Here is a 25,200-nt window from a genome sequence, read left to right as displayed (position 1 = left end):
GAAAGAACCACACGAAATGACAATGACACCCGAGCAGGCGGCCTGGTTCCAGGGCACGTTCCACCGTCTCGTCGACAACGTCGACAAGGCGCTGCAGGGAAAGCGTGAGATCGTCAGCCTCGTTCTGGCATCCATGCTGGCCGAAGGGCACGTGCTCCTCGAGGATGCCCCCGGTACAGGAAAGACGAGCCTCGCGAAGGCTCTCGCGGCGACCGTGCAGGGCACGAGCTCGCGCATCCAATTCACTCCCGATCTGCTGCCCTCCGACGTCACCGGCGTGACGATCTACGACCAGCAGAACCACAAATTCGAGTTCCACAAGGGGCCGATCTTCGCCTCGATCGTCCTCGCCGACGAGATCAACCGCGCGTCACCCAAGACGCAGTCTGCTCTCCTCGAAGTCATGGAAGAATCGCGGGTCACGGTCGACGGCGTCACACACGAGGCCGGTCGGCCGTTCCTCGTCATCGCGACCCAGAACCCCGTCGAACAGGCCGGTACCTACAAGCTCCCCGAGGCGCAGCTCGACCGCTTCCTCATCAAAACCGCCATCGGCTACCCAGATCTTGCGGTGACCGAGAGCATCCTCGCCGGTGCATCCGATCGCAACCCCTCCGCGAGACTCTCGGCGATCATCACCACCAGCGCGGTCGCCGACATGGCAGACCTCGGCGCAAGTGCCCACGTCGACTCTGCGGTACTGCGCTACGTGGCACAGCTCACCGAGGCAACCCGCGAGGACAGCGGCGTGCGCCTGGGAGTGTCCGTGCGCGGCGCGATCGCGATGATCCGCTTGGCCAAAGTCTGGGCCGCAGCCCACGGCCGCCACTACGTGCTTCCGGATGACATCAAGACGCTCGCGGCCCCAGTGTGGCAGCACCGACTGCTGCTCGATGCCGAGGCAGAGTTCGCAGGTACGACGCCCGACGCGGTCATCGCTCGCGTGCTCGACGGCATCGCAGCTCCCCAGGCGCGAACGGCGGCTTGATGGCCGCGGAGACGATGACCGCAGAGACGCCGCCCGCGGAGACGCCGCCCGCGGAGACGCTGCCCGCATCAACCGACACCGCCCGCGACGCCGGATGGCGCGACATTGCGGCGCTCGTCGGCGTGCGCGTCTGGGCGCGGCTGCAGAAGATCACGAGCGTCATCCGCCCCCTCGCGTGGGTATTGATGGTGCTGGCGGTGGTGTGCTGGATCGTCGGCGCGAATCTGGGTTGGATTGAACTGACGATCGTGGCGACGGTCGTCACCGTCCTGATCGGACTGTGTGCGCTCTTCGTCATAGGTCGCACTGAGTATGACGTCTCCCTCGACCTTGCCCGCACTCGGGTCGTCGTGGGCGAGCGGGCGGTCGGTGCGCTCACCGTCGCGAACCCGACCGACCGCGCCATTCTGCCCTCCCGGGTCGTGCTGCCGGTCGGCAACGGGCGTGGCGAGTTCGGCATCCGTCGTCTCGCGCCTGGCGACAGCGAAGAGGAACTTTTCGCGATCCCGACGCTTCGTCGCGGCGTCGTCAAGGTCGGGCCAGTGAGCGTCGTCCGTGGCGATCCCCTCGGGCTGTTCGAGCGTGCGCATCGCAGCGACGACCCGGTAGACCTGTTCGTGCATCCGAAGACCGTGATCTTCGACGGGCAGTCACTGGGCTTCCTGCGCGACCTCGAAGGTCTGCCCGCGGCAGACCTCTCCCGTGATGATGTTTCCTTCCATGCGCTGAACGAATACCACCCCGGCGATGACCTCCGTCACGTCCACTGGCGCTCCACTGCGCGCACCGGTGTGATGATGGTCCGCCAGTACGAGGAGACCCGGCGCTCGCACTTCGTGATCGGCCTGTCACGCTCGACTGGCGACTACCAGACGGATGCTGATTTCGAACTTGGCATCTCGGTCGCAGGCTCCGTTGGCCTGCGCGCTCTCCGCGACTCGCAGCGCGTCGACGCGCGGGTGCAGGGGCGCGAGCTGCGCTCCGGAACGGGCAAGCAACTGCTGGACTCGCTCGCAGCGCTCGAGGAATCCAAGCCCCGTGACGGCAGCATCGCCGAGCTCAGCGGCGTGATCTCCGCGACCATGCCGCTCGCCAGCGTCGTCGTGCTCGTGTGCGGCTCGCGCGTGTCGAACGAGAACCTGCGGCTGGCCTGCGCGCGTCTCCCGTTCGGCGCGCGCGTGATCGCAATCGTCGCCGACGTCTCCGTCGAGGTGCCGGCTTTGCGCCGTATCGGCGAGGCGGATGTCGTGAGCGTTGGCGCCCTCAACCAAATTCCGCTCGCACTTCAGAAGGTCCTCGCATGAGTGCCCCCGCCGTCCCCGTGACCCCGGTACTTCCTGTGCGCCGCTGGGCGCTCGACCTTGGCGCCGTCTTCGCGCTGCTCGTGGTCTCCATGGCCGGGTTCTGGCCGAGCTTTGGTGGCCCCGGCTACCTCGTCGCAGCCCTCGGCGGAGCGATCCTCGGCCTCGCGATCGCAGCTGTCGCGGTGTGGCGTCGCTGGGGCGTGTTGACCATCGCCGGTGTCACGGTGCTGGTCTATTTCGTCTTCGGCAGTGCGCTCGCATTGCCGCACACAGCCATCGCGGGGTTCATCCCGACCCTCGACACGCTGCAGCAGCTTGCGCTGGGCACGGTGACGTCGTGGAAAAAGATGCTCACGACCTCGGCGCCGGTGGCTGCCGCGGACGGGCACCTGATCGTCCCGTTCCTGCTGATGCTGGTCGCCGCGGTCCTGACAGCATCGCTCGCACTGCGTCTGTCGAATCCAGCCTGGACACTGATTCCGGCGGGCATCACTCTCGCGATCGTTATTTCCCTCGGCACGCCGGACCCGGCAGCACCCATCCTGCAGGGTCTCCTCTTCGCCGTCGTGAGCGTCGCCTGGCTCGCCGCCCGCCAGATGTGGGCACCGCAGAACGCCGCCGTCTCTGTCAGCGAGATCGACCCGGCCCGCGCGAACCGTATGCGGATGCGCCGGCTGCTCTCCGGAGCAGTGGTCGTCGTCGTCGCGGCCGGCGCGGGAGCCGCGGTCAGCGGTATCACCGCGCCGAACGAGGTGCGCCACGTGCTGCGCGACGTCGTTATCCCGCCCTTCAATGTGCGCGACTACCCGAGCGCTCTGCAGTCCTTCCGCGGCCATGTCCGCGACGACGCCGACAAGACGCTGTTCACCGTGCAGGGGCTACCGTCCGGCGCGCGCGTCCGCCTTGCGGCGATGGACGAGTTCGACGGTCAGGTCATCAACGTCGTCGATGGCGGTCCAGGGACATCCAGCGCCTTCACTCCCATTCGTGGGAACATGTCGCCGGATGCCGTTGGCACACCCGTGACGCTGCAGATCGACATCGACGAGTATTCCGGAGTATGGGTGCCGAGCGCCGGCTCCGTGTCCGAGTTCGACTTCAGTGGCGACGACGCCGACATGCTGCGTCGCAGCACCTACTACAGCACCGGCTCGGGCACGGCGGTCTCCACCGGCGGCCTTTTCACCGGCGACAGTTACACGGTGCAGGCGATCATCCCGGGCGAGATCAGCGACGAGCAGCTCGCCGATACGCCGTTCGGCACCGTGCGCATGCCCAAATCGGACAAGGTCCCCGACGAACTGTCCTCTCTCGCCGGCGAGGTCACTGCCGAGGCGGAGACGCCCATCGAGCAGGTGCGGGCGCTGGCCACGTACCTGTCAAAGGATGGCTTCTTCAGCCATGGCCTGAAGGATGAGGTCATCTCGCGTGCAGGGCACACCTCGGAGCGCATCTCGACGCTAGTAGGCGGCGACCAGATGATCGGAGACGACGAGCAGTACTCCGTCGCGATGGCGCTGCTCGCCGGCGAGATCGGCATCCCCGCCCGCGTCGTCATGGGCTTTTACCCGGACGAGGCTCAAGCCGGGAAAGCGAGCTTCGCCGCCACGGGCGAGGACATCCATGCGTGGGTCGAGGTGAACTTCGACGGCTTCGGCTGGGTGCCATTCGATGCAACACCGCCAGACGACCAGGTTCCGAACGAGCAGAACACCAAGCCGCGGGCCGACCCGAAACCACAGGTGCTGCAGCCCCCGCCCCCGCCGCAGGAGCCAGCCGACCTGCCGCCGACCCTTCCTGATGACCGCGAGGCCGAGGATGAGGTTCCTGACTTCTCGGGAGTTATCGGCCTGATTCTCGCGATCGGTGGCGTCACCCTCGGTACCCTTTTGATCCTCGCGTCACCGTTCATCATCATCGGCGCGTGGAAGGCGTCGCGTCGCCGGTCGCGCCGGGCTGCAGAGCGCACCGCGGATCGCATCTCCGGCGGCTGGGACGAGCTCACCGACCGGGCGGTCGACTATGGGGCGCGCTTCACCGCCGGCGCCACCCGCAGTGAGGAGGCCGCTCACGTCGCAGAGAAGCTGGCGGTTTCTGCCGCGACATCGCTCGCCGATCGTGCCGACGCCGAGGTCTTCGGCCCGAGCGATCCGAGCACAGAGGAGGTCGAGGCCTTCTGGAAGGAGGTCGACGAGATCGTCGTCGGCCTCGGCAGCGAGGTCGGGTTCTGGAAGCGGATCAAGGCACGTCTGAACCTCCGCTCACTGTTGGGAGGCTCGAACCTCTCGGCAGGTATCCAGGGCCTGAAGGATGCCGCGACCGCGCGCGTTCGACGAGAACCTGGCACGATCAAGAACAGCACTTCCGACGTATCCGAGAGCGAGACCCCATGACACAACTGGCGTTCGGCACGGTCGCCCCGACGTCGCGGCGCGCCGTGGCATACATCATCGACGCCGCGATCGCGGCCGGGCTCGGGATCGTGCTCAGCATAATTCTCACGGTGGTTGCCATCTCGGCAGGCCTTGATGGGATCCTCGGCGTGCTCGCCATCGGCGGCCCGCTGATCTCGGTGGTAATGCTCGGATGGTTCATCGTCTACACGCTTATGCAGAGCGGCCGCGGGTCGATCGGCATGCGTGCGCAGGGCATCCGCCTCGTCCGCGAGGTCGACGGCGCGCCGCTCGGATTCGGCATGACCCTGGTGCGGAACATCATCTTCGGCCTCGCAGCATCCATCATCGTTGGTTACTTCACGCCGTTGTTCGACGGCTCGGGGCGATTCCAGGGCTGGCACGACAAGGTCGCGAAATCGCTGATGCTGGACGCTCACACGGTGCCCACCGCGGCCGCCGCAGCTCCTCCAACCCAGGCGATGCAGGTGCCACCGCGCCCGCCGCTGCCGCCGGCACAGCCCGGATCGCCCACACTCGCGACGGCCCCGCGGCCGATGGTTCCGCAGATGCCGGCCGTTCCTGTGACGCCGAGCTCCGTTCCTGTGACGCCGAGCTCCGCACCTGTCGCACCGGTCGCGCCGCCTGCACCGGTTGCCGAGGAAGCGCTGATTGCGTTCGTGCCCGGTGTGACGCAGGACACCCCGCCGCAGCGGCCTGCGCGGACCGCCGATGTGACGGTTTCACAGCCCGATCTCGATCGCGAGCTCACTATCGTGCCCGATCTCGCCGCGGTTGCCGACTCAGACGGCGTTGAACCGGAGGACATCGAGGACACCCGGATCAGCGTCCCCGGCCACCGGCTGGTGTTCACCTGGGATGACGGCACCCGAGTCTCGGTGTCCGGGCGTACCCTCTTCGGGCGCAATCCCCTTCCAGAGCAAGGTGCAACCGTGGTGTCAGTGCGCGACGAGACGCTGTCGCTGTCGAAGACTCATTTCGAAGCCGGTGCGGACGTCAGCGGCGGATGGGTGATGGATCGTCACTCCACCAACGGACTGACGATCGTGCGAGACGGGGAGCGGATCGCATGCCCCCCCGGCGAGCAGGTGAGCGTCCGTCTCGGCGATGCCATCGAGATCGGCGATCGCATCGTCACGATCGGCGGCTACGTATGAGTGCATCCCTGATCGTGACCTCCGGCTCGGCCACGCATGTGGGCAGTCGCCGCACTCTGAATGAGGACTCGCTGTTGGCGAGCGCTCCTGTCTTCCTCGTCGCGGACGGTATGGGCGGACATGAGGCGGGGGAGCGCGCGAGCGCCGCGGCGCTCGCCGAGTTCGAGCGGTATTCCGGCCGTGAGTCACTCGTCCTCGATGATGTGCGCGCTGCCGTGAGCAGTGCGCGTCTCGCCGTCGACGACATCTCCACCGCCAGCACCGGACGCGCAGGCACCACATTGAGTGGAGTCGTGCTGGCCTCCGTCGACGGCACCGGCTATTGGCTCGTCCTGAACATCGGCGACTCCCGCACATATCGACTGTCGGACGGCGAGCTGGAACAGATCAGTGTGGATCATTCAGTTGTTCAGGAGCTGTTGGAGTCTGGCGAGCTGACTTCGGCTGAAGCCGCCACCGATCATCGACGCAACATCATCACCCGGGCGATTGGCGGCGGCAGCACCGGCGAGGCCGACTACTGGATGTTCCCCGCAGACCTCGGCGACCGAATCTTGGTCTGCTCGGACGGGCTCTGCTCCGAACTGCCCGACAACTACATCCGCGACGTCCTTTCCCTCGAGGCCGACCCGCAGAACGCGGCCAACGTCCTTGTGGCCGAAGCTGTGAGAGCCGGCGGTCGCGACAACGTGACGGCCGTGATCGTCGACGCCGTCTCCGTCGCGTCCCGTCCGGGGCGGCCTGTGGAGACAGATGTTCCCGATATCGCGGATACTCGTCCGCGCGAAGCCGCAGGAGGAGTGCGCCCATGAACGTCACCTATCGCCCTGGACAGTGGAACGCGCTCATCAGGGCAAACACCGTCATCGTTTTGCCTCCGCGAGCAGACGCGGCGTTCGTCGCCGAGATCTGGGACGGTATGCGCGACGCGCATGAACTCGGCGCGCTGGTGGACCTGCTCACCCTCGGCTCCGGAGGATCACTCGCAGGGATCCCGGATTTCGTGGCGATCGCCACGGATGGCGCGGACGTTCGCGTCGCCGTACGCGGTGTGCCCGATGTCACGGTCGGCTCACCCGAGGGTGAGATGCGCGTCAGCGGACGAGAAATCACCACCTGGAGTGAACGTCTGATCCGCTCGGCCAGCCGGATACACATCGCAATCGCAGACGACGCTGATGTCTCCTTCCCGATCGTCGGCGGTGTGGTGCTCGCTGCTGCAGTGACCGTGGAGCTGGTGGCGTCGGAGCCGGAACAAGAGCCGAAGCAAGAGCCGGCGCAAGAGCCGAAGCCGGAACAAGAAGCGTCGCCGGCAACAGTGGAGCTGGAAGTGCCGGTGGCTCCTCCCGTTCCCGTCGCCCTGCCGCTGCCAGGGGAGACACCTTCTGCTGCCTCGGACGAGGGCCCAGACACTGCAGACACGCTGATGCCGGAGCAGGTCGATTCCACCGCAGAGGTAGATGACTTCGATCTGTTGTGGGGCGACACTGTCCACATCATCCCGGCAGGAAGTCCCGTGCCCAAGGGCACCACCGGCGACCATGACGGTGAAACCATCTCGCTCGCCGAGGCCCGCGCGCTCCGTGAGCCGGCCGCAGCGTCATCATCGGAAGCACCGACCGTCGTGATCCCCGTGGCGTCCGTCGGCAGCATCCGGCTCTCCACAGGGCAGAGCGCAACTCTTGACCGCCCGGTGATCATCGGCCGGCGGCCGCGATCGACCAGGGCCAGCGGCGCCAACCTGCCTCACCTCATCGCGGTGGACAGCCCCCAGCAGGACATCTCCCGCAACCACCTTGAGGTGCGCCCAGAGGGTGACACGGTGGTGGTGATCGACCTGCACACCACGAACGGCTCTACGCTGCTGCGGCCGGGTGTCGATCCCATGCGCCTGCACCCCGGTGAGCAGGTCTTGGTGCTGAGCGGCGACGCCGTCGACCTCGGTGATGGTGTCGTCGTCACGTTCGAGGGTCTTCTGTGAGCAGACCCCCCTCTCCGCCTCCCGAGCTTCCTGGCTTCACATACGTGGAGCCGCTGGGCACTGGTGGCTTTGCCGACGTGTTCCTGTATGAGCAGCAGATGCCGAAGAGGCGTGTCGCAGTCAAGGTGTTGTTGGCCGATCGCATCTCGAGCGGATCCGCGCAGGAGTTCGCCGACGAGGCGAACGTCATGGCGATGTTGTCGACGCACCCGGCGATCGTGACCATCTATCAGGCCGCGGTTGCCGGAGACGGCCGGCCGTACCTCGTGATGGAGTACTGCCCTCGACCGAACCTGCAGTTGCGCGCACGTAAGGAGCCGTTCTCGGTCGCTGAGGCTCTGCGCGTCGGCATCCAGGTCGCCGGAGCCGTGGAGACCGCGCACCGTGCCGGTGTCTTGCACCGCGATATCAAGCCGGCAAACATCCTCGTCACCGAGTACAACCGCCCTGCGCTCACCGACTTCGGCATCGCCTCGACGACCGCCACGCTCCCAGAAGCGATGGGGATGTCGATTCCGTGGTCGCCGCCTGAGTCGTTCGGCGACCCGCCGCGGAGCGGCGTGTGGTCGGATGTCTGGGCCCTCGGCGCCACCCTGTTCACCCTGCTCGCAGGGCGTTCGCCGTTCGAACGTCCGGGTGAGCGCAACGCCAGCGCTGACCTGATCGAGCGCATCGAACGCGCTCCTTTGGTACCACTCGAACGCGCGGATTCGCCGGCAAGTCTGCAGCGCGTCCTCGACCGGGCGATGGCAAAGAATCCCGCCGACCGGTACCCCAGTGCTGTCGCCTTCGCACGTGCGCTGCAGAAGATTCAGATCGAGCTGTCGCACTCCGTCACACCTATCGACATCGTCGATGATCATCCCGTCGAGCAAATCGACGATGATGACGACGGACTCACCAGGGTGCGTCAAGTCGTCAGCATCGCCCCGGATGCTGGAGCGACCCGTCCGTCCGCGATGACGCAGCCGTTCGCCCCGAGCCTCGACTCTGCGCCGGTCTCGCCAAAGGTCGACGACACTGTGATGCGGCCGCCCACGGTCGTCGTTCCCGAGCCATCGCAGGATTCCGCGGATGACCGCACCCTGCTGCGTCCGCCACGGATCGTGGCGCCGCATGCGCCGGAGACGCCGCAGGCGCCGGGCCTCGCCCCTGCCGAGGTCAAAGCGTCACCTGCTCGGGGGCGCATGGGTTGGATCATCGGCGGGATCGCCGCGGCAGTGGTGGTCATCGTCGGCGGCATCATCGGCGTGAACCTCATCGCCACGAGCCTGAACGCCCCGCAGCCCGACCCCGAGGAAACCGAACAGGTCGTAGACCCACAGGACGTCGTCTCGACTGCTGTCCCGGGTGCGACTGATGTCACCGGTACCCGTGACGGTGAACAGGTCACCTTCACCTGGGCGAATCCAGACGAGCAAGAGGGCGACTTCTACATCTGGGAGCAGATCGTCCTTTCCGGAGAGACCAGCCCCGAACGCGCGACGACGCCGACGGCGACGCTCACCGCGCAGGGGCCAGGAGAGGTGTGCATCGACGTCTCCCTGATCCGCGCGGACGGGCGCTCGTCCGAACCGGTGCGGGGATGCGTGAGCTGACATGATCTGGGAGATCGACGAGAAGAAGCAGACGGTTGAGGGACTCGACGCCGATGGGCGACCGGATCCCGCATATGCCGCCGCGCTCGGCCTGCTGCGTGCTCCGTTCGGGCGCCGTGCACTCGCCCTGACATGCGATGTTGCGTTCTGGCTGCTTTTGCAGCTGCCGCTCTGGCTCGGCGCGATGCCACTACTGTTCAAACTCGCAACCGGATCGATCTCGTCCTACGGGTTCATCAATCATCCGAGTTTCGTACTCGCTGTCGTGACGGCGGGCGTCACGGTACTTCTCACCCTCGTGTTCAGCATCGTGCAGCTGGCCCTCCACGGAACCAAGGGGCTGACGATCGGCAAGGCCATCGCCGGCATCCGAAGCGTGAATGTGCGCACGCTCGAGCGTCCTGGCTTCGGCGCGGTGCTACTTCGTTTCCTCATCGTCGCAGCCGCGAGCCTGGTGCCGCTGTTTGGCCTCGTGTTGTTCCTGATCTCTCCGACGCTCGACCCACAGCGTCGCGGTCGCGGATGGCACGACAAGGCAACGAACGTCTGGCTGGTGGACGTACGTAAGGGGCTGCAACCCTACGACGAAAAGCGGATGCGTGTCGCACGCAAGATGGTGAAGGCTGAGCCGGCTCCAGAGCGATCGGCGCTACCTTCCCTTGCCACCCCGGTGGATCCGGCGGCGCAGCCCGAATATCGCCCAGGCAACCGCGTCAGCGCCGGCGTGATCGGTGTTGCGCGTCCCTACGAGGCGCGTGAGCGTCCGGTTATTGGTCTCCCGCAGACGGTCCCGCCTGCGGAGGCCGGCCCAGGTGAGGCGGGCAAGCCGGTGCTCGGCGGATACCGGATCTCTGACGGCACGCCCGCCGCCGGAGCGGAGCCGCAGACTGTGGCGTCTGGCGTTCACCTGGACGCGCCGCTTCCCGACCCGACCCCCGCTCCGGCGCCTGCCCCAGCGCCCGACCCGACCCCCGCCCCAGTGCCCGTGCCTGCCCCAGTGCCCATGCCGGAGTCCGCCCCGGCGGCACGCTTCGGGCTGCGCCTCGATACGGGTGAGAGCATCCTGATATCCGAACCCGTCCTTCTTGGGCGCAACCCGGATCCGGCGCAGTACTTTGGGGCACGACCGATCGCGCTGGCAGATGACAGCAGGTCGTTGTCGAAGACCCATCTGCTGGTGCGCCCCGTCGACGGTGGACTTGAGATCGCCGACTGCGGATCCACAAACGGGTCGGGACTGATCCGAGACGGTGTCGAGTACGTTGTCGTTGCTGGTTCGCAGGTCATGACGACGGACGGCGACCTGATTCGGATCGGCGACCGTACGGCGGCCGTGATTCGGATATGAGCGAGGGCGAGCACATGATCGCTGGCGAGTTGAGCAGGACTGAGGAACACGAATGCGACTGAAGCTGACCTTGCACCGTCAGGCGGGCGAGCCCGTCGATATCGTGATCACGACGGATTCGACGGCCACCACCGCTGACGTGGCCCGTCAAGTCGCCGAGGCGGATCCGACCCGGTCGACACCTGTCGCCGAGGGTGACGTGCTCACACTCGCTGTCGCACCCCCTGCCGGTGAGCGGCTCATTCCCCTTCAACCGGACATCCCAATCGGCGAAGCACCGATCGGCTCCGGCTTCGCGGCATCCATCGTCAATTACGGCCCGAACTACGCGTCCACCGGAAGAGGCGACACCGTCGGCGTACTGCGCGCCACCGCAGGAACTCTCGAAGGTCAGGAGTTCGCCATCGCAGCCGGGCACGTGTTCGTAGGGCGGGACGCGGACAACGATGTTGTGCTCCTCGACCCGATGGTCTCCAAGCGTCATGCCCGACTCGAAGTCGGTACGCACATCGAAGTCGTCGACCTGAACTCCGCGAACGGCGTGCTGGTGGACGGCGTCGCGGTGCAGCGCGTGCGGGTTGAAGAGGGTGAGCCGTTCGTGATCGGCGGCACCACGCTCGTCCTGCGCCTTGCGCGATCCTTTGACGGCTCGGCGGCTGAGGAGCCGATCATCGAACGAGGCGGCGGCCTGCATTTCAACCGCAGCCCTCGTGTCGAGGTGCGCTACCCGGGGACGCGGTTCAAGTCTCCGCGTCTGCCCACCGAGAAGATCGGCAAGATCTTCCCCTGGCCGATCCTGGTTGCGCCGATCCTGATGGGAATGGCGCTGTACGCCCTTAATGAGAATCCGCGATCGCTCCTGATGATCGTGATGACGCCACTGATGGCGTTCGGCAACATCATCAATCAGGCGGTGCAGAGCAAGAAGAGCACCAATCACGAGTTCCTCCTGTTCGAGCGACAGTATGAACAGCTCGAAGAGGATTTCTTCCGTGGCAAGCCGGAAGAAGAACGCGCCCGCAACGCGGAGGCGCCGCCTGTCGCCGAGGTCTTCGACCACGCAATGCGCTTGGGCGCAATGCTGTGGACGAGGCGGCCAGAGCACTGGAACTTCCTCGGCCTGAGGCTGGGCAGCTGCAGGCTCCCGGCACGCAACATGATCGCCGATGCCGATGAGCCGGACGGCCTTCCTGAGTTCATCGATCGCATCGACAGACTGCGCGAGCGCTACGAGCTCGTAGATGACGTACCGGTTTTTGACACGATGGCCGACGCCGGATCGATCGGAATCGCTGGCCCTCAAGCCGCGGTGGCAGACACGATGCGCGGCATGGCCGTCCAGTTGTTCGGGCTGCACGCGCCCAACGATGTGGTCGCCGTCGCATTCGCCGACTCCGCATGGACACCCGAGCTCGACTGGCTCAAATGGATGCCGCACACGTCCAGCGAGAAGAGCCCGTTCCGGGATTTGGCACTCGCGGATTCCGCGCCGACAGGTGCCGCGTTGCTGAGCATGCTCGAGGAGTACGTGCTGCGCGCCGGCGGAGAAGGCGGCGGAGGTGAGCCGCGCGGGCCGTTCAAGGAGGACTGGAATCCGCAGCTGTACGGGACGGATGTCGCTCGTGCGGCGACCGATCACAAGAGCACTCCACCGCTGTCGGTGATCGTCTTCGTGACCAGTGATGCGCCGGTCGACCGTGGGCGACTCACGGATGTGCTGGAGCGCGGCGCGGATCGCGGCGTGCACGCCGTGTTCCTCTCGCCCACAGTCGAGTCTCTCCCGGCCGTGTGCCGCAGCTACATCGACGTCACAACGGGTCTCGAAGATGCCCAGGTGGGCCTGGTCCGCACCGGTGAGAACTTCGAGCATGTGCGAGTGGAAGGTGTCTCCAACGCGTACATGCACATGCTCGCGCGACGTCTTGCGCCGGTGGTGGACGCGAGCACCGTGGTGCACGATGCGTCCGATATCCCCAGCTCGGTGATGTTCCTGCAACTGGTCGACCCGGCGATCGCGGACGACCCGCAGGTCGTGATCGAGCGCTGGCGGCAGAACAACACCATCGTTGATCGCTCGCCGAGACCTCGGCCTCGGCTGAAGAAGTCCGGCACGCTCCGCGCGATCATCGGCCAAGGGGCGAGCGACGCGATGGCACTCGATCTGCGCACGCAGGGCCCGCACGCACTCGTCGGCGGCACGACCGGCGCGGGAAAATCCGAGTTCCTGCAGGCATGGGTTCTTGGTATGGCTGCGGCGCACAGTCCGGATCGCGTCACGTTCTTGTTCGTTGACTATAAGGGCGGATCCGCCTTCGCCGACTGCGTGGAGCTGCCGCACTGCGTGGGGCTCGTGACTGACCTGAGCCCGCACCTCGTGCGCCGTGCGCTGACCAGCTTGCGGGCCGAGCTGCAGCAGCGGGAACATCTGCTCAATCGCAAGAAGGCGAAGGATCTACTCGAGCTCGAGAAGCGTCAGGATCCGGAGTGCCCTCCAGCCCTCGTTCTCGTGATCGACGAGTTCGCCGCTCTCGCATCCGAGATGCCGGAGTTCGTCGATGGCGTGGTCGACATCGCACAGCGCGGTCGGTCTCTTGGCATCCACTTGATCATGGCGACCCAGCGACCAGCCGGTGTCATCAAAGACAACCTGCGCGCGAACACCAACCTGCGCATCGCCCTGCGCATGGCGGACGAGGCAGACTCCCGCGACGTCGTCGACGACGGCATCGCGTCGACCTTCTCCGCAGCGATCCCCGGCCGTGCGATCGCGAAGACTGGCCCTGGCCGGCTTGTACCGTTCCAGTCGGCGTACGCGGGTGGCTGGACCACCGACGACGATGCCGCGGTGGCCGAGGTGCGCGTGGCCGAGCTGCGTTTCGGCTCCAGCGCGGAGTGGGAATCCGACCGCCCAGCCGAGTCCGACTCCCACGAGGAGGATCTCGGGCCGAACGACCAGAAGCGCATCGTGTCGACGCTGATCCGCGCCAGTGACGTCGGGGGACTCATCCGGCCCCGCCGCCCATGGCTCGACGACCTGTCGCCACTTGTGGATCTGTACGACCTGCCAAATGATGGTGACACTCGCATTCCGCTCGCGCTGGTGGACGTGCCCGAGAAGCAGTTGCAGCAGCCGGCGGTGTTCGCCCCTGACCGCGATGGCTCACTGGTGATCTACGGCACCTCCGGTTCAGGTAAATCGACCCTGCTGAAGACGATCGGCACAGCCGCAGGCATGCGGCCGGATCGTGGCCGCGTGCAGGTCTACTGCCTTGACTTCGCCTCGGGTGCGTTGGGTGCGCTTGCCGTACTTCCGCATGTCGGCTCTGTCGTGGACAGCGCAGACGTCGAGCGCATCCAGCGACTGCTGCGCACACTGGATCGGGAGATGGATCGCCGTTCCGCGTCGTTCTCGGCGGCCAGCGCGGCATCCGTCCAGGAATACCGGGAACTCGTCGATCCGAACATGGCGCGCATCCTGCTGCTGATCGACAACTTCCCCGAGTTCAAGAAGGACTGGGAGTTCGCGCCGGGCCGTGCGCCGTTCTACCGCATCTTCATGCGCATCCTCGGCGAGGGACGCACACTGGGCGTGCACACGGTGATCACCGCCGACCGCGGCAACGCGGTGCCGAGCGCGGTCGCGGCGAACATCTCGCGTCGCGTCGTGCTGCGGATGGGAGATCCGAGCCAATACATGCTGCTGAACGCGCCGCGGGACATCCTTGACGAGCAATCCGCGCCCGGTCGGTCGGTCATCGACGGGCATGAGGCGCAGATCGCGGTACTGGGCGGCACGATGAACGTGGTCGAACAGACCAAGGCGCTCGCTGTGCTCGCTGACCGTCTTCGCGAGGAGGGCGTGCGTGATCTGCCGGAGATCGGCGCACTTCCGACTATGGTTCCGGTGACCGAGATGCCGGCACAGGTAGGCGGGATGCCGGTGTTCGGCGTCGCCGACGACACACTCGCACCTCACGGCTTCGAGCCGATCGGCTCGTTCGTGATCTCGGGTCCCCCGGCATCCGGCAGGACGAACACGTTGAAGGCGCTCATCATTGCCATGGAGCGCTTCAACCCGAACGTGCGGATGTATCACTTCGGCAGCCGTCGCTCGGAGCTCAAGGACTTCCGTCCGTGGGTGCGCAGCGCGACGCGCGCCGAGGACGAGAAGGACCTCGCCACAGAGCTCGCAGAACTGGTCGTAAGCGATTCGCCCGATGGCCGAATCATGATCGTCATCGAGGACATGCCGCACCTGGCCGACGGTGCGGCTGACCGCCCGATGCGGGCACTGCTGCAGGCGATGAACAACAGCGACCATCTGCTGATCGGCGAGGCCGAGATCAGTCGTGCCAGCGGCAGCATCGGTGTGATGGGGGAGTGGAAGACCGGAAGGCAGGGCATCGTGCTCAAGCCAGACACCTACGACGGGGAATCGATCTTCAAATCTCCGTTCGGCCGCGTCAAGCGATCGGACTTTCCCGTCGGTCGTGGCATCTTCGTACAGGCGGGTAAAGCTGTCACGATGCAGATCCCGTTCGTGCCTGATGCGCCGGCTCATGGGTAGAGGTACATGGGTACCGCTCCCCGTATGCCAGATCGAGAACCTTGGCTAACCTCGTTGTAAGAGGCCGAGCGGCCTGAAGAAGACGAAACTTGGAGGCGGCTCTCATGGCAGCAGATTTTGGTGCAACATACAGCGAGATGGAAAGCGCGGCTCAGCGCCTTCGTGACGGACGTACCACCGTCACCGACACGCTGAAGGAACTGCAGGGCGTCATTGAGGACCTCGTCCAGGACGGGTTCAAGACCGAGAACGCTTCGGTGGCGTACAACACGTCGTACTCGGAGCTCACGAGCTCGCTCGACGATGCTGCGGAGGCCGTGAACGATATGGCGCAGGCACTCGACCAGATGGCGGACCAGATCCGCGACACCGACTCGAGCATGGCCGGCGGCGCCTGAGTCATTGCACTTTCGGAGGTCGTGGCGTCGGGGGGACTGACGCCACGACCTCTGTTTTTGCCTGAGACGCACATTAAACGGCGAATAGAATCGGGAACATGAGCGGAACGCAGAGCTACTGGTACAACCTGTCGACCCAGTCGGTCCAGCGTGCGGATGAGCGCCCTTCCGAGGACACGATCGGGCCCTTCGCTACTGCTGAAGAGGCACAGGATTCGCCGGCGGTGCTGTTGGAGCACGCGCGCGCGTGGCTGGAGAGCGAAGAGAGCGAGCGCTTCCGCGAGCTGGCTGAAGGCGACGACAGCGCCGACTTCGTGTGACGGTGACGTCATGAGGATGCGCCGCCGCATCGCGGTACCGCTTGTCGCCCTCCTTGCGGTGAGCCTGGCAGCATGCGCGCCGGCGATGCCGGAATCGGTCGTGCCCGGTTCGGCGATCACCGTGGGGTGGACGGGCGAGTTCACATCGACCAACGCCGCCGCATCCCCCACGTCAGGCAATGTCGATATCGCCGAGACGATCCGAGGCGACTTCGGAGACGTGATCGACGGCGAGTTCGTTCCCGACGAAGGCTTCGGCGCGGTCACGATCGTCAGTGACGACCCGTTCACGGTGCGATTTGACCTCGCCGAGCCGTCGTGGTCGGATGACATCCCTCTCGACGCGGCAGATCTGCTGCTGGGCTGGGCCGGGGCATCCGGATACTTCGACCTCAGTGACCAAAGCGAGACAGCGGATGCCGGGCCGGATCCCGAGCTCGCGATCCCTATCGTTGATGAGTTCGCACGCGCGATTCAGGTGACGTTTCCGCGGCCGATTATCGAGTGGCAGCAGGCGGTCACGGTGCCGGTGCCCGCGCACGTCGTCGGTCGGCTCGCTTTCAACATGGACGACGACATGGAGGCGAAGCAGGCGGTCATCCGGGCGATTCAAGAGCGGGATCCGACCGCGCTCGAGGCGATCGCCAAGGTCTGGAACGAAGGCTTCGAGCTCTCCGACCAGGGGGAACTTCCCGCGGATCTGATGCTTTCCAGCGGACCATTCCTGGTTGAAGGGGCAGATCGCAGCGAAGCAGGACAGAGTGTGACGCTGGTGCCGAACCCGTCGTACCAGGGTCTCGTGACGCCTCAGGTCGCCCGCATCGATCTCGTGCCACCGGGCGACGACCCGATCGCCACGATCGGCGACCAGCTGGATGCTGCGCAAGTGGCTCCGATCGCGGCCAATCGGGCGCCGATCGTCGAGCTTGAGCGCAAGGATTTCACTGTTGATACAACGCATGACGGAACGGTGTGGGCGATGCTGTTGAATCCTGCTGGTGTCTTCACTGAGCAGCAGGCGCGAACCGCGTTCATCCACGCGGTACCGGCGAGTTCGATGGTGGAGCGCGGTGCCGGTGAATGGGCCGCTGCGTACGCCGTCACCACATCGATGGTGTCGGCGCCCGGCTCTCGCGCCCACGACATCGTGAGCGCCGACTCCGGATTCGCCGAGACGCTCGGCGATCCTGGAGACGACCCGGCGCTGGAGCGGGAAGCTGCCGGTCTCGCTCCAAGAACACATGTCTGCGTGCTGTACGACCGGCGGAGCGAGTTCGCGGTCGGGGCGTTCGCGGCGCTTCGGGATGCCGCAGGCGAATTCGGCTGGAGCGTGGTCGACTGCGGCAGCGATGACTTCGACGGCGCGCTCGTACAGCGCGGGTGGGATGCAGTGATCGCCCGAGTGCCGATCCCGCAGACGCCAGGGCAGATCGCTGCGCAGTGGGGCAGTCAGGGTGACGCATCCATCACTCGCCACGCGGATCCGGAGCGTGACGCCCTGATCACTCAGCTCGCCCAGACCACTGATATCTACGAAGCACGAGATCTTCGTGCGCAGATTGAGGCGACGATTGTGCGTGCCGCCATCGCACTTCCGATCGCGGCGAATCCGCGGGTGACGATCAGCGATCGCGACGTGACCGGCGTCACATCACGCAACGGCGCGGCGGCTCCGTTGACGTACGGCTCCGTGCAGTGGGCGGTCGTGCCGTGAACCGGACGCTGTGGGTTGTTCTCCCCATCGCGAGGCAGCGGTCGCGACCCGTAGAGTCTCCTCTGGAGGTTTTGCTGTGGGAATGATGTTGCCGAATGAGCTGATCTGGGTAATGGAGAAGCTGGGGTTCGAGTGGCCGGACATCGACGAGGACGAGCTACGTCGAGGCGGCGAGATGGTTCGCGCGTTCCACGGTGAGCTGGAGTCGAAGATTCAAGTGATGGACCGGAAGGTCAACGGGGATCTTGCGATGGCGATGCGTGGCCAGGCGGGTCCCGCGTATGTGAGCGCGTGGAATACGAACCGTTCGCAGAATCTGCAGAAGCTGCTGGATCTGCTGGGTCCCGTACCGACGGGCGTCGATATCGCGTCTGATGTGATCTTCGGTTTGAAGATGAAGGTCATCGTGGATGTGACGACGACGATGATCACGTTGGTGGCGATGTTGACGAATCCAATCACGGCGGTGGGCGCGGGTCCGATGCTGCTGATCAAGAAGAAGCTGTTGAATGCGGCGGTTGATATCGCGGTGGAGCAGGCATTGAATCAGGTGCTCCCGATGGTGGTCGAGCCATTGGCTGAGCATCTTCCGGCGGCCATCATGGCGGCGCTGGAATCGCCGATCGTCGAGGCCGTCGCGGGTGACCCGGATGAGTTCTATGCCGATCTGCAGGCTTTGGAACAAGCGGAGGGTGACATGGAAATGCACGCCTCCGATATCGAGACTTTGACGGAGCGGCTGATGGCAGATCTCGCCACGCTCAACATCGGGGGAGACTGAGTATGGGTAGGGGTCCTGGTTCAGAGATCGCCGATGCCATTAAGCATTCGCTTGATGGCATGCCGATTCACGTGCGGCAGCTCGCGGAGATGTTCCGCAAGCACGGTAATGCGCACAAGCGCAACAACAGCGACGTCACTGATCTTGACAACACCGGCGTGCCGCAGGAGCTGCGGGATGGCTGGAACACGGATTCCGGCTGGAATCCGAACCAGGTCGAAAGCTGGGGCAAGGGCGACCGTCCCGACCCGAGCGAGTACCTCGACGACGACTACATCCGAAATCACCTCGCCCAATTTGAAGACGGCGCGAGCCGGATCTACTTCTCAGACTCTCTGCACAAATGGGGCCCAGGCAATGGGGGAAGCACCTACGTGTTCCCCACCTCGCAGCTGCAGGAGATTCTTGACGAGACGGGTGGAAATCCCTTTGAACTTGCGGATCGGCTCGGGATGCAGCCAAGTGACTTCTTCGATGCGGACGGCAACCCGCTTCCCTTGGAAATCCGTCACTTTGATCCGTCCGAACTCGCCAACATCCGCATGCCTTCCGGCAACGAAGGCGGCGCGAACGCCCAGTGGATTCCGGGAGGCTACCTGCCGACGGGGGTTCCAGAGGCAGTGATTGACATTCCTGGAAGCGCCACCGGAGTAGGGGCCATCTTGGACAACGATGGCAACGTCATACCCAACGGCGGCGATGACTATAACCCCGGACTTTGGCCCGGAACGAGCCAAAGCATGCCGACGCGACCATGAGTCTCGAAACGGCCTTTGCTCCTGACTCGGTCCGTACTGGCGCCGTGATTTCATTCAGCGGGGAGAAGCTCATCGTGAGCGGGGAAGTGATCATTCGCGCCGTCGAAGCTCGACTGACGGCCCCCGGACTGACGCTGGACCGCACTGATCAGTGGCTCGCGAACAACGTACCTCTTCTGTCGAAAGGTGCGGCGTGGATCGTGCCGCTGTCCTGGGAGCCACTTCAGCGTGACGGGGATGCATCCGAACGACAAAAGCTGCGTGATCGAGCCAACGAGCTTTGGATCGATGTTCGGAGTTCATGCTCGTACAGGCAGGGCAATCCGATCGCGATCGATCTTGCCCCTGAGCCCGGTCAGAGTGGGCGATATGTGTCGGAGCTGGTGCGCACAGGAGTCAGACGAGCTGACTGGTGGGAATTCGGCGACTGTGCGGTGGTCCTGGTCGTTCACGGCGAACCATTACCGGCCCCGAAGACAATGATCGCCGTGCACGTGGTTCCGAGCGGTTGGGTGTCAACGCGCCGACCTGCGAAGAAGATACCGCGATTGGACCTCAGCTGGTCGTGGGCGGAAGTGGTCGAGTTCGCACGTCGGGAGGCGTCTGTGACGGCAGATACCCTGGCAAGGGTGGACGAAGAGGGGCAGGACTCATGACAGGTGCATTTGGGAACGTCGACGTGAACGTGGTGCCACGCATCTACGGTGCGAGCGAGCTCGGAGTGCTGTCGATCACGGCTCCGGGCGACGCCCATCCTCGGGTGGAGTATGTCGGCGGCGAGATCTTCGTCGGACTGGATGCAGGCGACATTCGCGCGGCGGTCACTCGGGGGCAGGCAGAGGAATGGTCACGCCCGTTCAGCGATGCGGTGGCTGCGGCCGTAGCAACGGCGGGCGCACTGCCCGACGTCGTGGCGGGCACGATCGTCATCAACGATGAAGTGCTGGCTTCGGCAGTGCTGATCGATCGCACGCGTGCCGCAGCGGTGGCGCTTCAGGGCGCCCCGGTCGTGTTCGCGCTGTCGCGTGACCGACTTGTGATCGCAGGAGCCGACGACGAGGCCGGCATCGCACGCGTTCTAGACCTGGCTGAGGAACTGTATGACGCGGGTGGTCCGTTGGTGAGCGCTCACCCCATCGTCCTTGATGACGGCGCCTGGGCACCGTTCCCGTGGCTCGAGCGTTTCCCGGCGCTCGAGATGCGCATCCAGCGCGTACTCCGTTTGTTCGGCGTGCGTGCGTACGAGGCGCAGACCGTGGCGCTCCAGCGTCCCGATGTTCACCTCGCCGACCCCAAGATTCAGGTCCTCGAGACCGGTGTCACCACCACGTTCGCGACCTGGCCGAAGGGCACCGCGACGCTGCTGCCAGTCGTTGACAATGTGATCATCGCGGATCCGGCAGGCACACTCAGCGTGGCGACAATGAACGAGTTCCTCGATGCCGCTGGCGAGGCCGTCGTGCGCACTGGCCTATCGCCGCTGCGCTACTTCGTGCCTGGAGAACCGCCGCGCTGACCACGCTCCCGGCGATCGAGAGTGTGTCGCGGACAGTCAGGCCGCGATGTCGAATCGTGCGCGGCCGCCTAAGCGTGGGGTGCGTGCGGGGTCGACGTAGGCGGGCGGGATGAACCAGACCCCTGCGGTGATACCCGACCCGTCGATGCGGATTTCCCAGCCGTTGTCATGGATGCGGTGGTGGCAGGTCTCGCACAGGAGGATCCCGTTGGAGAGGTCCGTTCGTCCCTGATCGCGTTTCCACCATCGCAGGTGGTGTGCTTTGGTCATCTCGGGTGGGAGGTTGCACATCGCGCATCCGTCGTCGCGTTCTACGAGCGCGAGGCGTTGTGCTTTTGTGAAGAGGCGTTTGTGTCTGCCCCAGTCGAGGATTTCGCTGTCGCCACCGAGGACGAGCGGGATCACGCCGGCGCCTGCGGCCATTCGCCGTGCGGCGCCTGCGCTGACGGGCTGGTCGATGCCGTCGATGGTCGCCGACCCGGTGCCGTTTACGAGGTCTGCATAGTTGATGCGGACGATGACCGTCGCTCCGGCAACAGGGGTGCGCGATGTGCAACCGAGGACGTGAGAGCAGAACAGGGCGAGCGCGTCGGCCTGCAACATCGCGACAGTACGGCGGTCGGCATCCGGAGCATCCGGATCGGGGGCGTTTTTGCGGGCGGCGAACGCGGCGGACACGTAACCGCGGAGCGCGGCCACGATCGGCGCACCGGTCTCGACGTCGAAGTCCCCGTCGAAGTGCAACCGCCCGCCACGCTCGTGGAACGTCAGCGAACGTCTGCCGCGCTGCTCATCCTCACGCGGTTCCATACCGTCTGGATCCAGCCATGCCTCCACGCGCACCACGAGTCGGCGCACCTCATCGAGCGCGAGTCCCGGTGCAGCGTCAACCAACAGTTGCTCGCCCTCGGACGTCTGCTCCAGCCCGGCCGCGATCCGGCACCGCTCCAGCACTGCGATGATCAACGCCGCCGCCTGCGCGCTGAGCGTCCCGGCCTCCATCGCCTCCCGCACAAGCGGGTACTTCGCAGGCAGGCGCGAGCCCAGCAGATCCGTGCGGATCGCGGTTGCCTCGCCCACCTTGATCAGACGCGACGCGTCCCCAGTCGACACGCCAGTCGCCGCCGCGATCAGCTTTGACGCCGAACGGAATCCCTGCTGCTTCGCCAGAGAGTCGGCGCCGAGCTCAGGACGTGACTCGCTCGCAATCCCCGCCGCCACATCGACATGCACAGCATCCAACCGACGCTGCAACAGGCCGACCGCGTTCGTGACCGCGATGAGCTGTTCCCTCGAAAGGTCATTTGCCTCGCTGGCGTCTGCCCACACTTCATCAAGGCGAGAGAGCGCCTGGTGCAGAACGGTCAGCTTTGACATGTCTTCAGCTTATCGCAAAATCGAGTCAGTATCGAAGATTTGTTCTAAAACAGTGGAAATATCCTGAGATTGAAGGGTTTGATCCGAAGCGAGAAGATATTCCACCTTAGAATCTTTAAACGATTACTGAAGGGAAAATACCAGCGTGATGGGCTGATCTCCCCATCGCCTCTGCACTCGCCCCTCGGTAGCGTCATAGCCGGAGGTGGTTGCCGTGGGAATGATGCTGCCGAACGAGCTCATCTGGGTGATGGACAAGATGGGGCTCGAATGGCCTGACATCGATGAAGATGAGGTGTGGAAGGCCGCCGGTCTCGTGCGCGTTTACCGCGACGACATGGAGACGCTGGTGCAGGCAGCCGATCGTCGCATCAACGGCGACCTCGGTGCCGCTATGGTCGGACAGACCGGCACCGCACATGTGACCGGGTGGAATCGCAACCGCTCCGAGAATGTTCAACAGCTGCTCGATATTCTCGGACCCGCAGCCACCGGTATCGACCTCGCCGCGGATATCGTGCTCGCGTTGAAGATGAAGGTGATCATCGACGTCACGGTCACTCTCGCCCAGTTGATCCCGTTGCTGGCCGCAGGGCCGTTCGGGCTGGGCGGCGCCGCTGTGCTGATCCTGGCACGCAAGAAGCTCTTCTCGATGGCGATGGAGGCGACGCTCGAGCAGGTCATCAACCAGGTGCTGCCGCTGGCGATCGAACCCCTCGCGGAACAGGTGCCGGGGTTGGTGTTGGCGATGCTGGACGCTCCCGTCGTAGAGGGCGCAGTTGGCGACGCGGACGAGTTTTACGCGGATCTCGTAGCTCTCGACCAGGCAGCCGACGACATGGATGCGCACGCCGCCGATGTCGAGGATCTGACGGATCGACTGCTCGCAGACCTCGCCAACCTACAGATCTCAGGGGAGTGAACGATGTCATCGATGAAGACGCTGATGCGAGACCTCGTGGATGCCGTGGATGGCGCAGGGCGCGAGTTCAAACAGGGTTTCGCGGGTGCGTTTCGCAAACGCGGCGGAAAGCACCGGGCAGATGCCGACCGCATTCGTGGCGTGGACCGTCGCGGACGCGACAGCACTCCGCAGCACCGCGCTGAACCGTCCACGTCGCACGCGAAGAAGTACAAAATCGTCGAGGATGTCACACGCGGTCGCGAGTCGTTCGGACACGAGCCGCGACACCGCAACCCGGACTACAACTCTGCCCGTGATCTCGGACTGTCGCTGGGCAAGGACGTTCGTGCGCTCCCCGGCGACGTCCTCGACGAGATCAAGGACGTGCCGAAGAAGGTGCCGGGGCAGTTCGTCGAAGAGCTGTATGAAGATGCGATCGGGCAGGACGACCCAGACAAGTACGGCAAAACGAGCCAAGGAGACACGAGATTCCTCGCTCCTGCTAGCGAGGCAAACGATCTGACAGGTCTCAGTCACGCCGAGATCGAGGAACGATTCGGACTGGAACCCGGCTCTCTCAATGGTGCGACGGTCGAGATCAACCTGATCCCAGACACGCGCTTCGCGAGTATCGAGATCGATTACCCCGGAGAGTGAGCGGCGTGCACGGACACCGCTATGTGGGAAGCGCTACCCATGGTGGTGCCTGCGCCCGGATCATACAGTCGATCCAGGAGGTGCGATCGTGGGAATGATGTTGCCGAACGAGCTTGTCTGGGTGTTGGAGAAGCTGGGTTTTGAATGGCCGGATATCGACGAGGACGAGGTGCGCCAGGGCGCTGTCCTGGTGCGCACCTTTGGTTCGGATTTGGAAACAGTGATTCAGGCTGTGGATCGCAAGGTCAATGGGGACCTTGGCGGTGCGATGAAGGGTCACACGGGCCCCGCGACGATGAGCGCATGGAACACGAATCGTTCGCAGAACCTGCAGAAACTGATCGATATTATGCCGCCGGCGTCGACGGCGATGGATATCGGGGCAGACGCGATCTTCGCGCTGAAGATGAAGGTCATCGTCGATGTGACGACAACGTTGGTCACATTGGTTGCGATGTTGACGAATCCGATCACTGCGGTGGGCGCGGGTCCGATGCTGCTGATCAAGAAGAAGCTGCTGAATGCGGCGGTGGACATCGCAGTGGAGCAGTTGCTGAATCAGCTTCTGCCGATGGCGATTGAGCCGATGGCCGAGCAATTGCCTGCGGTGCTTGATGCGATCTTGGATGCGCCGATGGTGGAAAGTTCTGTGGGCGATTCGGATGAGTTTTACGCGGATCTGCAGGCGTTGGAGGATGCGCAGTCGGAGATGAAGCTGCACGGTGCGGATATTCAGACGTTGACGTCGACGTTCTTCTCGGAATTCTCCGCACTCGATTTCGGAGGGGACGCCTGATGAGCGCAGGAGCGAGAGCCGCGATACGGCAACTGAAGCAAGCGGGTGCTGATGCCGCTCGCCACATGGATGACAAGCTTCCACGGCTTGCCGACAAGATCACCGAACACCTCGACGCCGTGGTGAAGAAGGTACGCGACACTGACAATCTCAACAGCACCGTCACTCCGCGAAGCCCGAACACCAAGACGACGTACTGGGATCCCGACTCGAAGCGGCCCGTCCAGGAAGAGGGCACGATCCTTGCGGACTTCGGCGGTACGACGCGCGGCGACAATGCAACCGCGGTCGGCCATCTCGGCAACCCAGGCGACGACGGTGGGCACCTTGGCGCGCATCGCTTCTTCGGGGACACCGCGGATGAAGGAATCGTGCCACAGATCGCCAACCTCAACCGGGGCGCGTGGAAGAAGATGGAGAGTGAGTGGGCCGATTCCGTTGCCGAGGGCTGCCGGGTCGACTACCGCATCTCAGTCGATCCGCCCGGGGCAATACGACCTGATAGATTTCAGGTCGTGTATGTGGTGTCCGACCCAGTTACAGGCCGAATCCTTCAAGTCCGCGACCCGAGCTTCGCCAACATCGCTGATCAGACGTTTGACCGGATTGACCAGCTTTGAAT

The 25,200-nt window shown here is 64.8% G+C and carries 21 protein-coding genes; 20 read left to right on the top strand and 1 reads right to left on the bottom strand.

Annotated elements, in window-relative coordinates:
- Nucleotides 1-16 precede the first annotated feature (16 nt).
- From AC1C2O_RS10255 to AC1C2O_RS10180, 16 genes are all read left to right on the top strand, one after another.
- Complete coding sequence (locus AC1C2O_RS10255; protein WP_495430328.1) at nt 17-988, top strand: AAA family ATPase; 972 nt, start codon at nt 17-19, stop codon at nt 986-988.
- A 14-nt stretch (nt 989-1,002) separates the two neighbouring features.
- Nucleotides 1,003-2,292: a DUF58 domain-containing protein gene (locus AC1C2O_RS10250; RefSeq protein WP_495430327.1), complete on the top strand. Its 1,290-nt coding sequence runs from the start codon at nt 1,003-1,005 to the stop codon at nt 2,290-2,292.
- Nucleotides 2,289-4,685 carry a transglutaminase-like domain-containing protein gene (locus AC1C2O_RS10245; protein WP_495430326.1) on the top strand — a complete coding sequence of 799 codons (2,397 nt, stop codon included), beginning with the start codon at nt 2,289-2,291 and terminating at the stop codon, nt 4,683-4,685. The genes AC1C2O_RS10250 and AC1C2O_RS10245 overlap by 4 nt, the downstream gene beginning before the upstream one ends.
- Complete coding sequence (locus AC1C2O_RS10240) at nt 4,682-5,863, top strand: RDD family protein (protein ID WP_495430325.1); 1,182 nt, start codon at nt 4,682-4,684, stop codon at nt 5,861-5,863. The genes AC1C2O_RS10245 and AC1C2O_RS10240 overlap by 4 nt, the downstream gene beginning before the upstream one ends.
- A complete protein-coding gene (locus AC1C2O_RS10235; RefSeq protein ID WP_495430324.1) occupies nt 5,860-6,675 on the top strand; it encodes a PP2C family protein-serine/threonine phosphatase in 816 nt (271 codons plus the stop codon). The genes AC1C2O_RS10240 and AC1C2O_RS10235 overlap by 4 nt, the downstream gene beginning before the upstream one ends.
- Nucleotides 6,672-7,844 (top strand): FHA domain-containing protein, encoded by a 1,173-nt coding sequence (locus tag AC1C2O_RS10230; RefSeq protein WP_495430323.1) that lies wholly within the window; start codon nt 6,672-6,674, stop codon nt 7,842-7,844. The genes AC1C2O_RS10235 and AC1C2O_RS10230 overlap by 4 nt, the downstream gene beginning before the upstream one ends.
- Nucleotides 7,841-9,442, top strand: coding sequence for a serine/threonine-protein kinase (locus tag AC1C2O_RS10225; protein WP_495430322.1), 1,602 nt, complete (start codon nt 7,841-7,843; stop codon nt 9,440-9,442). The genes AC1C2O_RS10230 and AC1C2O_RS10225 overlap by 4 nt, the downstream gene beginning before the upstream one ends.
- A 1-nt stretch (nt 9,443) precedes the next feature.
- The gene (locus AC1C2O_RS10220; RefSeq protein ID WP_495430321.1) at nt 9,444-10,790 is read left to right on the top strand and encodes an RDD family protein; all 1,347 of its coding nucleotides are present in this window, start codon (nt 9,444-9,446) and stop codon (nt 10,788-10,790) included.
- A 52-nt stretch (nt 10,791-10,842) separates the two neighbouring features.
- On the top strand, nt 10,843-15,357 hold the full coding sequence (locus tag AC1C2O_RS10215) for a type VII secretion EssC family protein (protein WP_495430320.1): 4,515 nt from the start codon (nt 10,843-10,845) through the stop codon (nt 15,355-15,357).
- A gap of 104 nt (nt 15,358-15,461) precedes the next feature.
- Complete coding sequence (locus tag AC1C2O_RS10210) at nt 15,462-15,755, top strand: WXG100 family type VII secretion target (protein ID WP_495430319.1); 294 nt, start codon at nt 15,462-15,464, stop codon at nt 15,753-15,755.
- 98 nt (nt 15,756-15,853) lie between these two features.
- Nucleotides 15,854-16,075, top strand: coding sequence for a hypothetical protein (locus tag AC1C2O_RS10205; RefSeq protein ID WP_495430318.1), 222 nt, complete (start codon nt 15,854-15,856; stop codon nt 16,073-16,075).
- Between the two features lie 10 nt (nt 16,076-16,085).
- On the top strand, nt 16,086-17,789 hold the full coding sequence (locus tag AC1C2O_RS10200; RefSeq protein ID WP_495430317.1) for an ABC transporter substrate-binding protein: 1,704 nt from the start codon (nt 16,086-16,088) through the stop codon (nt 17,787-17,789).
- Between the two features lie 82 nt (nt 17,790-17,871).
- On the top strand, nt 17,872-18,570 hold the full coding sequence (locus AC1C2O_RS10195; protein ID WP_495430316.1) for a hypothetical protein: 699 nt from the start codon (nt 17,872-17,874) through the stop codon (nt 18,568-18,570).
- 59 nt (nt 18,571-18,629) lie between these two features.
- Nucleotides 18,630-19,328, top strand: coding sequence for a hypothetical protein (locus AC1C2O_RS10190; protein ID WP_495430315.1), 699 nt, complete (start codon nt 18,630-18,632; stop codon nt 19,326-19,328).
- Nucleotides 19,325-19,984 carry a hypothetical protein gene (locus AC1C2O_RS10185; RefSeq protein ID WP_495430314.1) on the top strand — a complete coding sequence of 220 codons (660 nt, stop codon included), beginning with the start codon at nt 19,325-19,327 and terminating at the stop codon, nt 19,982-19,984. The genes AC1C2O_RS10190 and AC1C2O_RS10185 overlap by 4 nt, the downstream gene beginning before the upstream one ends.
- The gene (locus AC1C2O_RS10180) at nt 19,981-20,844 is read left to right on the top strand and encodes a hypothetical protein (protein ID WP_495430313.1); all 864 of its coding nucleotides are present in this window, start codon (nt 19,981-19,983) and stop codon (nt 20,842-20,844) included. The genes AC1C2O_RS10185 and AC1C2O_RS10180 overlap by 4 nt, the downstream gene beginning before the upstream one ends.
- Before the next feature lie 36 nt (nt 20,845-20,880).
- Here AC1C2O_RS10180 and AC1C2O_RS10175 read toward each other — a convergent pair whose 3' ends face one another.
- Nucleotides 20,881-22,221, bottom strand: a complete 1,341-nt coding sequence (locus AC1C2O_RS10175; RefSeq protein ID WP_495430312.1) for a DUF222 domain-containing protein — start codon at nt 22,219-22,221, stop codon at nt 20,881-20,883.
- 220 nt (nt 22,222-22,441) lie between these two features.
- Here AC1C2O_RS10175 and AC1C2O_RS10170 point away from each other — a divergent pair, with 220 nt between their 5' ends.
- The 4 genes from AC1C2O_RS10170 (at nt 22,442) to AC1C2O_RS10155 (ending at nt 25,198) form a co-directional block, all read left to right on the top strand.
- Nucleotides 22,442-23,143, top strand: coding sequence for a WXG100-like domain-containing protein (locus tag AC1C2O_RS10170; protein WP_495431722.1), 702 nt, complete (start codon nt 22,442-22,444; stop codon nt 23,141-23,143).
- 3 nt (nt 23,144-23,146) lie between these two features.
- Entirely contained in the window at nt 23,147-23,782 is a 636-nt protein-coding gene (locus AC1C2O_RS10165; RefSeq protein WP_495430311.1) for a hypothetical protein, read from the top strand.
- A gap of 121 nt (nt 23,783-23,903) precedes the next feature.
- On the top strand, nt 23,904-24,578 hold the full coding sequence (locus AC1C2O_RS10160; protein ID WP_495430310.1) for a WXG100-like domain-containing protein: 675 nt from the start codon (nt 23,904-23,906) through the stop codon (nt 24,576-24,578).
- A 65-nt stretch (nt 24,579-24,643) separates the two neighbouring features.
- Nucleotides 24,644-25,198 carry a DNA/RNA non-specific endonuclease gene (locus tag AC1C2O_RS10155; protein ID WP_495430309.1) on the top strand — a complete coding sequence of 185 codons (555 nt, stop codon included), beginning with the start codon at nt 24,644-24,646 and terminating at the stop codon, nt 25,196-25,198.
- Nucleotides 25,199-25,200 lie beyond the last annotated feature (2 nt).

It is taken from the genome of Microbacterium sp. Y355 (assembly GCF_059445345.1).
This window is presented reverse-complemented; position numbering and strand designations above follow the sequence as displayed.

What these genes read in the sequence shown, in the direction of transcription:
- AC1C2O_RS10210 (WP_495430319.1), top strand. Translation starts at nt 15,462, where the DNA reads ATGGCAGCAGATTTTGGTGCAACATACAGCGAGATGGAAAGCGCGGCT.
- AC1C2O_RS10165 (WP_495430311.1), top strand. Translation starts at nt 23,147, where the DNA reads ATGTCATCGATGAAGACGCTGATGCGAGACCTCGTGGATGCCGTGGAT.
- AC1C2O_RS10205 (WP_495430318.1), top strand. Translation starts at nt 15,854, where the DNA reads ATGAGCGGAACGCAGAGCTACTGGTACAACCTGTCGACCCAGTCGGTC.
- AC1C2O_RS10240 (WP_495430325.1), top strand. Translation starts at nt 4,682, where the DNA reads ATGACACAACTGGCGTTCGGCACGGTCGCCCCGACGTCGCGGCGCGCC.
- AC1C2O_RS10170 (WP_495431722.1), top strand. Translation starts at nt 22,442, where the DNA reads ATGATGCTGCCGAACGAGCTCATCTGGGTGATGGACAAGATGGGGCTC.
- AC1C2O_RS10235 (WP_495430324.1), top strand. Translation starts at nt 5,860, where the DNA reads ATGAGTGCATCCCTGATCGTGACCTCCGGCTCGGCCACGCATGTGGGC.
- AC1C2O_RS10220 (WP_495430321.1), top strand. Translation starts at nt 9,444, where the DNA reads ATGATCTGGGAGATCGACGAGAAGAAGCAGACGGTTGAGGGACTCGAC.
- AC1C2O_RS10250 (WP_495430327.1), top strand. Translation starts at nt 1,003, where the DNA reads ATGACCGCAGAGACGCCGCCCGCGGAGACGCCGCCCGCGGAGACGCTG.
- AC1C2O_RS10215 (WP_495430320.1), top strand. Translation starts at nt 10,843, where the DNA reads ATGCGACTGAAGCTGACCTTGCACCGTCAGGCGGGCGAGCCCGTCGAT.
- AC1C2O_RS10190 (WP_495430315.1), top strand. Translation starts at nt 18,630, where the DNA reads ATGCCGATTCACGTGCGGCAGCTCGCGGAGATGTTCCGCAAGCACGGT.
- AC1C2O_RS10195 (WP_495430316.1), top strand. Translation starts at nt 17,872, where the DNA reads ATGATGTTGCCGAATGAGCTGATCTGGGTAATGGAGAAGCTGGGGTTC.
- AC1C2O_RS10245 (WP_495430326.1), top strand. Translation starts at nt 2,289, where the DNA reads ATGAGTGCCCCCGCCGTCCCCGTGACCCCGGTACTTCCTGTGCGCCGC.
- AC1C2O_RS10200 (WP_495430317.1), top strand. Translation starts at nt 16,086, where the DNA reads ATGAGGATGCGCCGCCGCATCGCGGTACCGCTTGTCGCCCTCCTTGCG.
- AC1C2O_RS10175 (WP_495430312.1), bottom strand. Translation starts at nt 22,221, where the DNA reads ATGTCAAAGCTGACCGTTCTGCACCAGGCGCTCTCTCGCCTTGATGAA.
- AC1C2O_RS10185 (WP_495430314.1), top strand. Translation starts at nt 19,325, where the DNA reads ATGAGTCTCGAAACGGCCTTTGCTCCTGACTCGGTCCGTACTGGCGCC.
- AC1C2O_RS10180 (WP_495430313.1), top strand. Translation starts at nt 19,981, where the DNA reads ATGACAGGTGCATTTGGGAACGTCGACGTGAACGTGGTGCCACGCATC.
- AC1C2O_RS10255 (WP_495430328.1), top strand. Translation starts at nt 17, where the DNA reads ATGACAATGACACCCGAGCAGGCGGCCTGGTTCCAGGGCACGTTCCAC.
- AC1C2O_RS10230 (WP_495430323.1), top strand. Translation starts at nt 6,672, where the DNA reads ATGAACGTCACCTATCGCCCTGGACAGTGGAACGCGCTCATCAGGGCA.
- AC1C2O_RS10155 (WP_495430309.1), top strand. Translation starts at nt 24,644, where the DNA reads ATGGATGACAAGCTTCCACGGCTTGCCGACAAGATCACCGAACACCTC.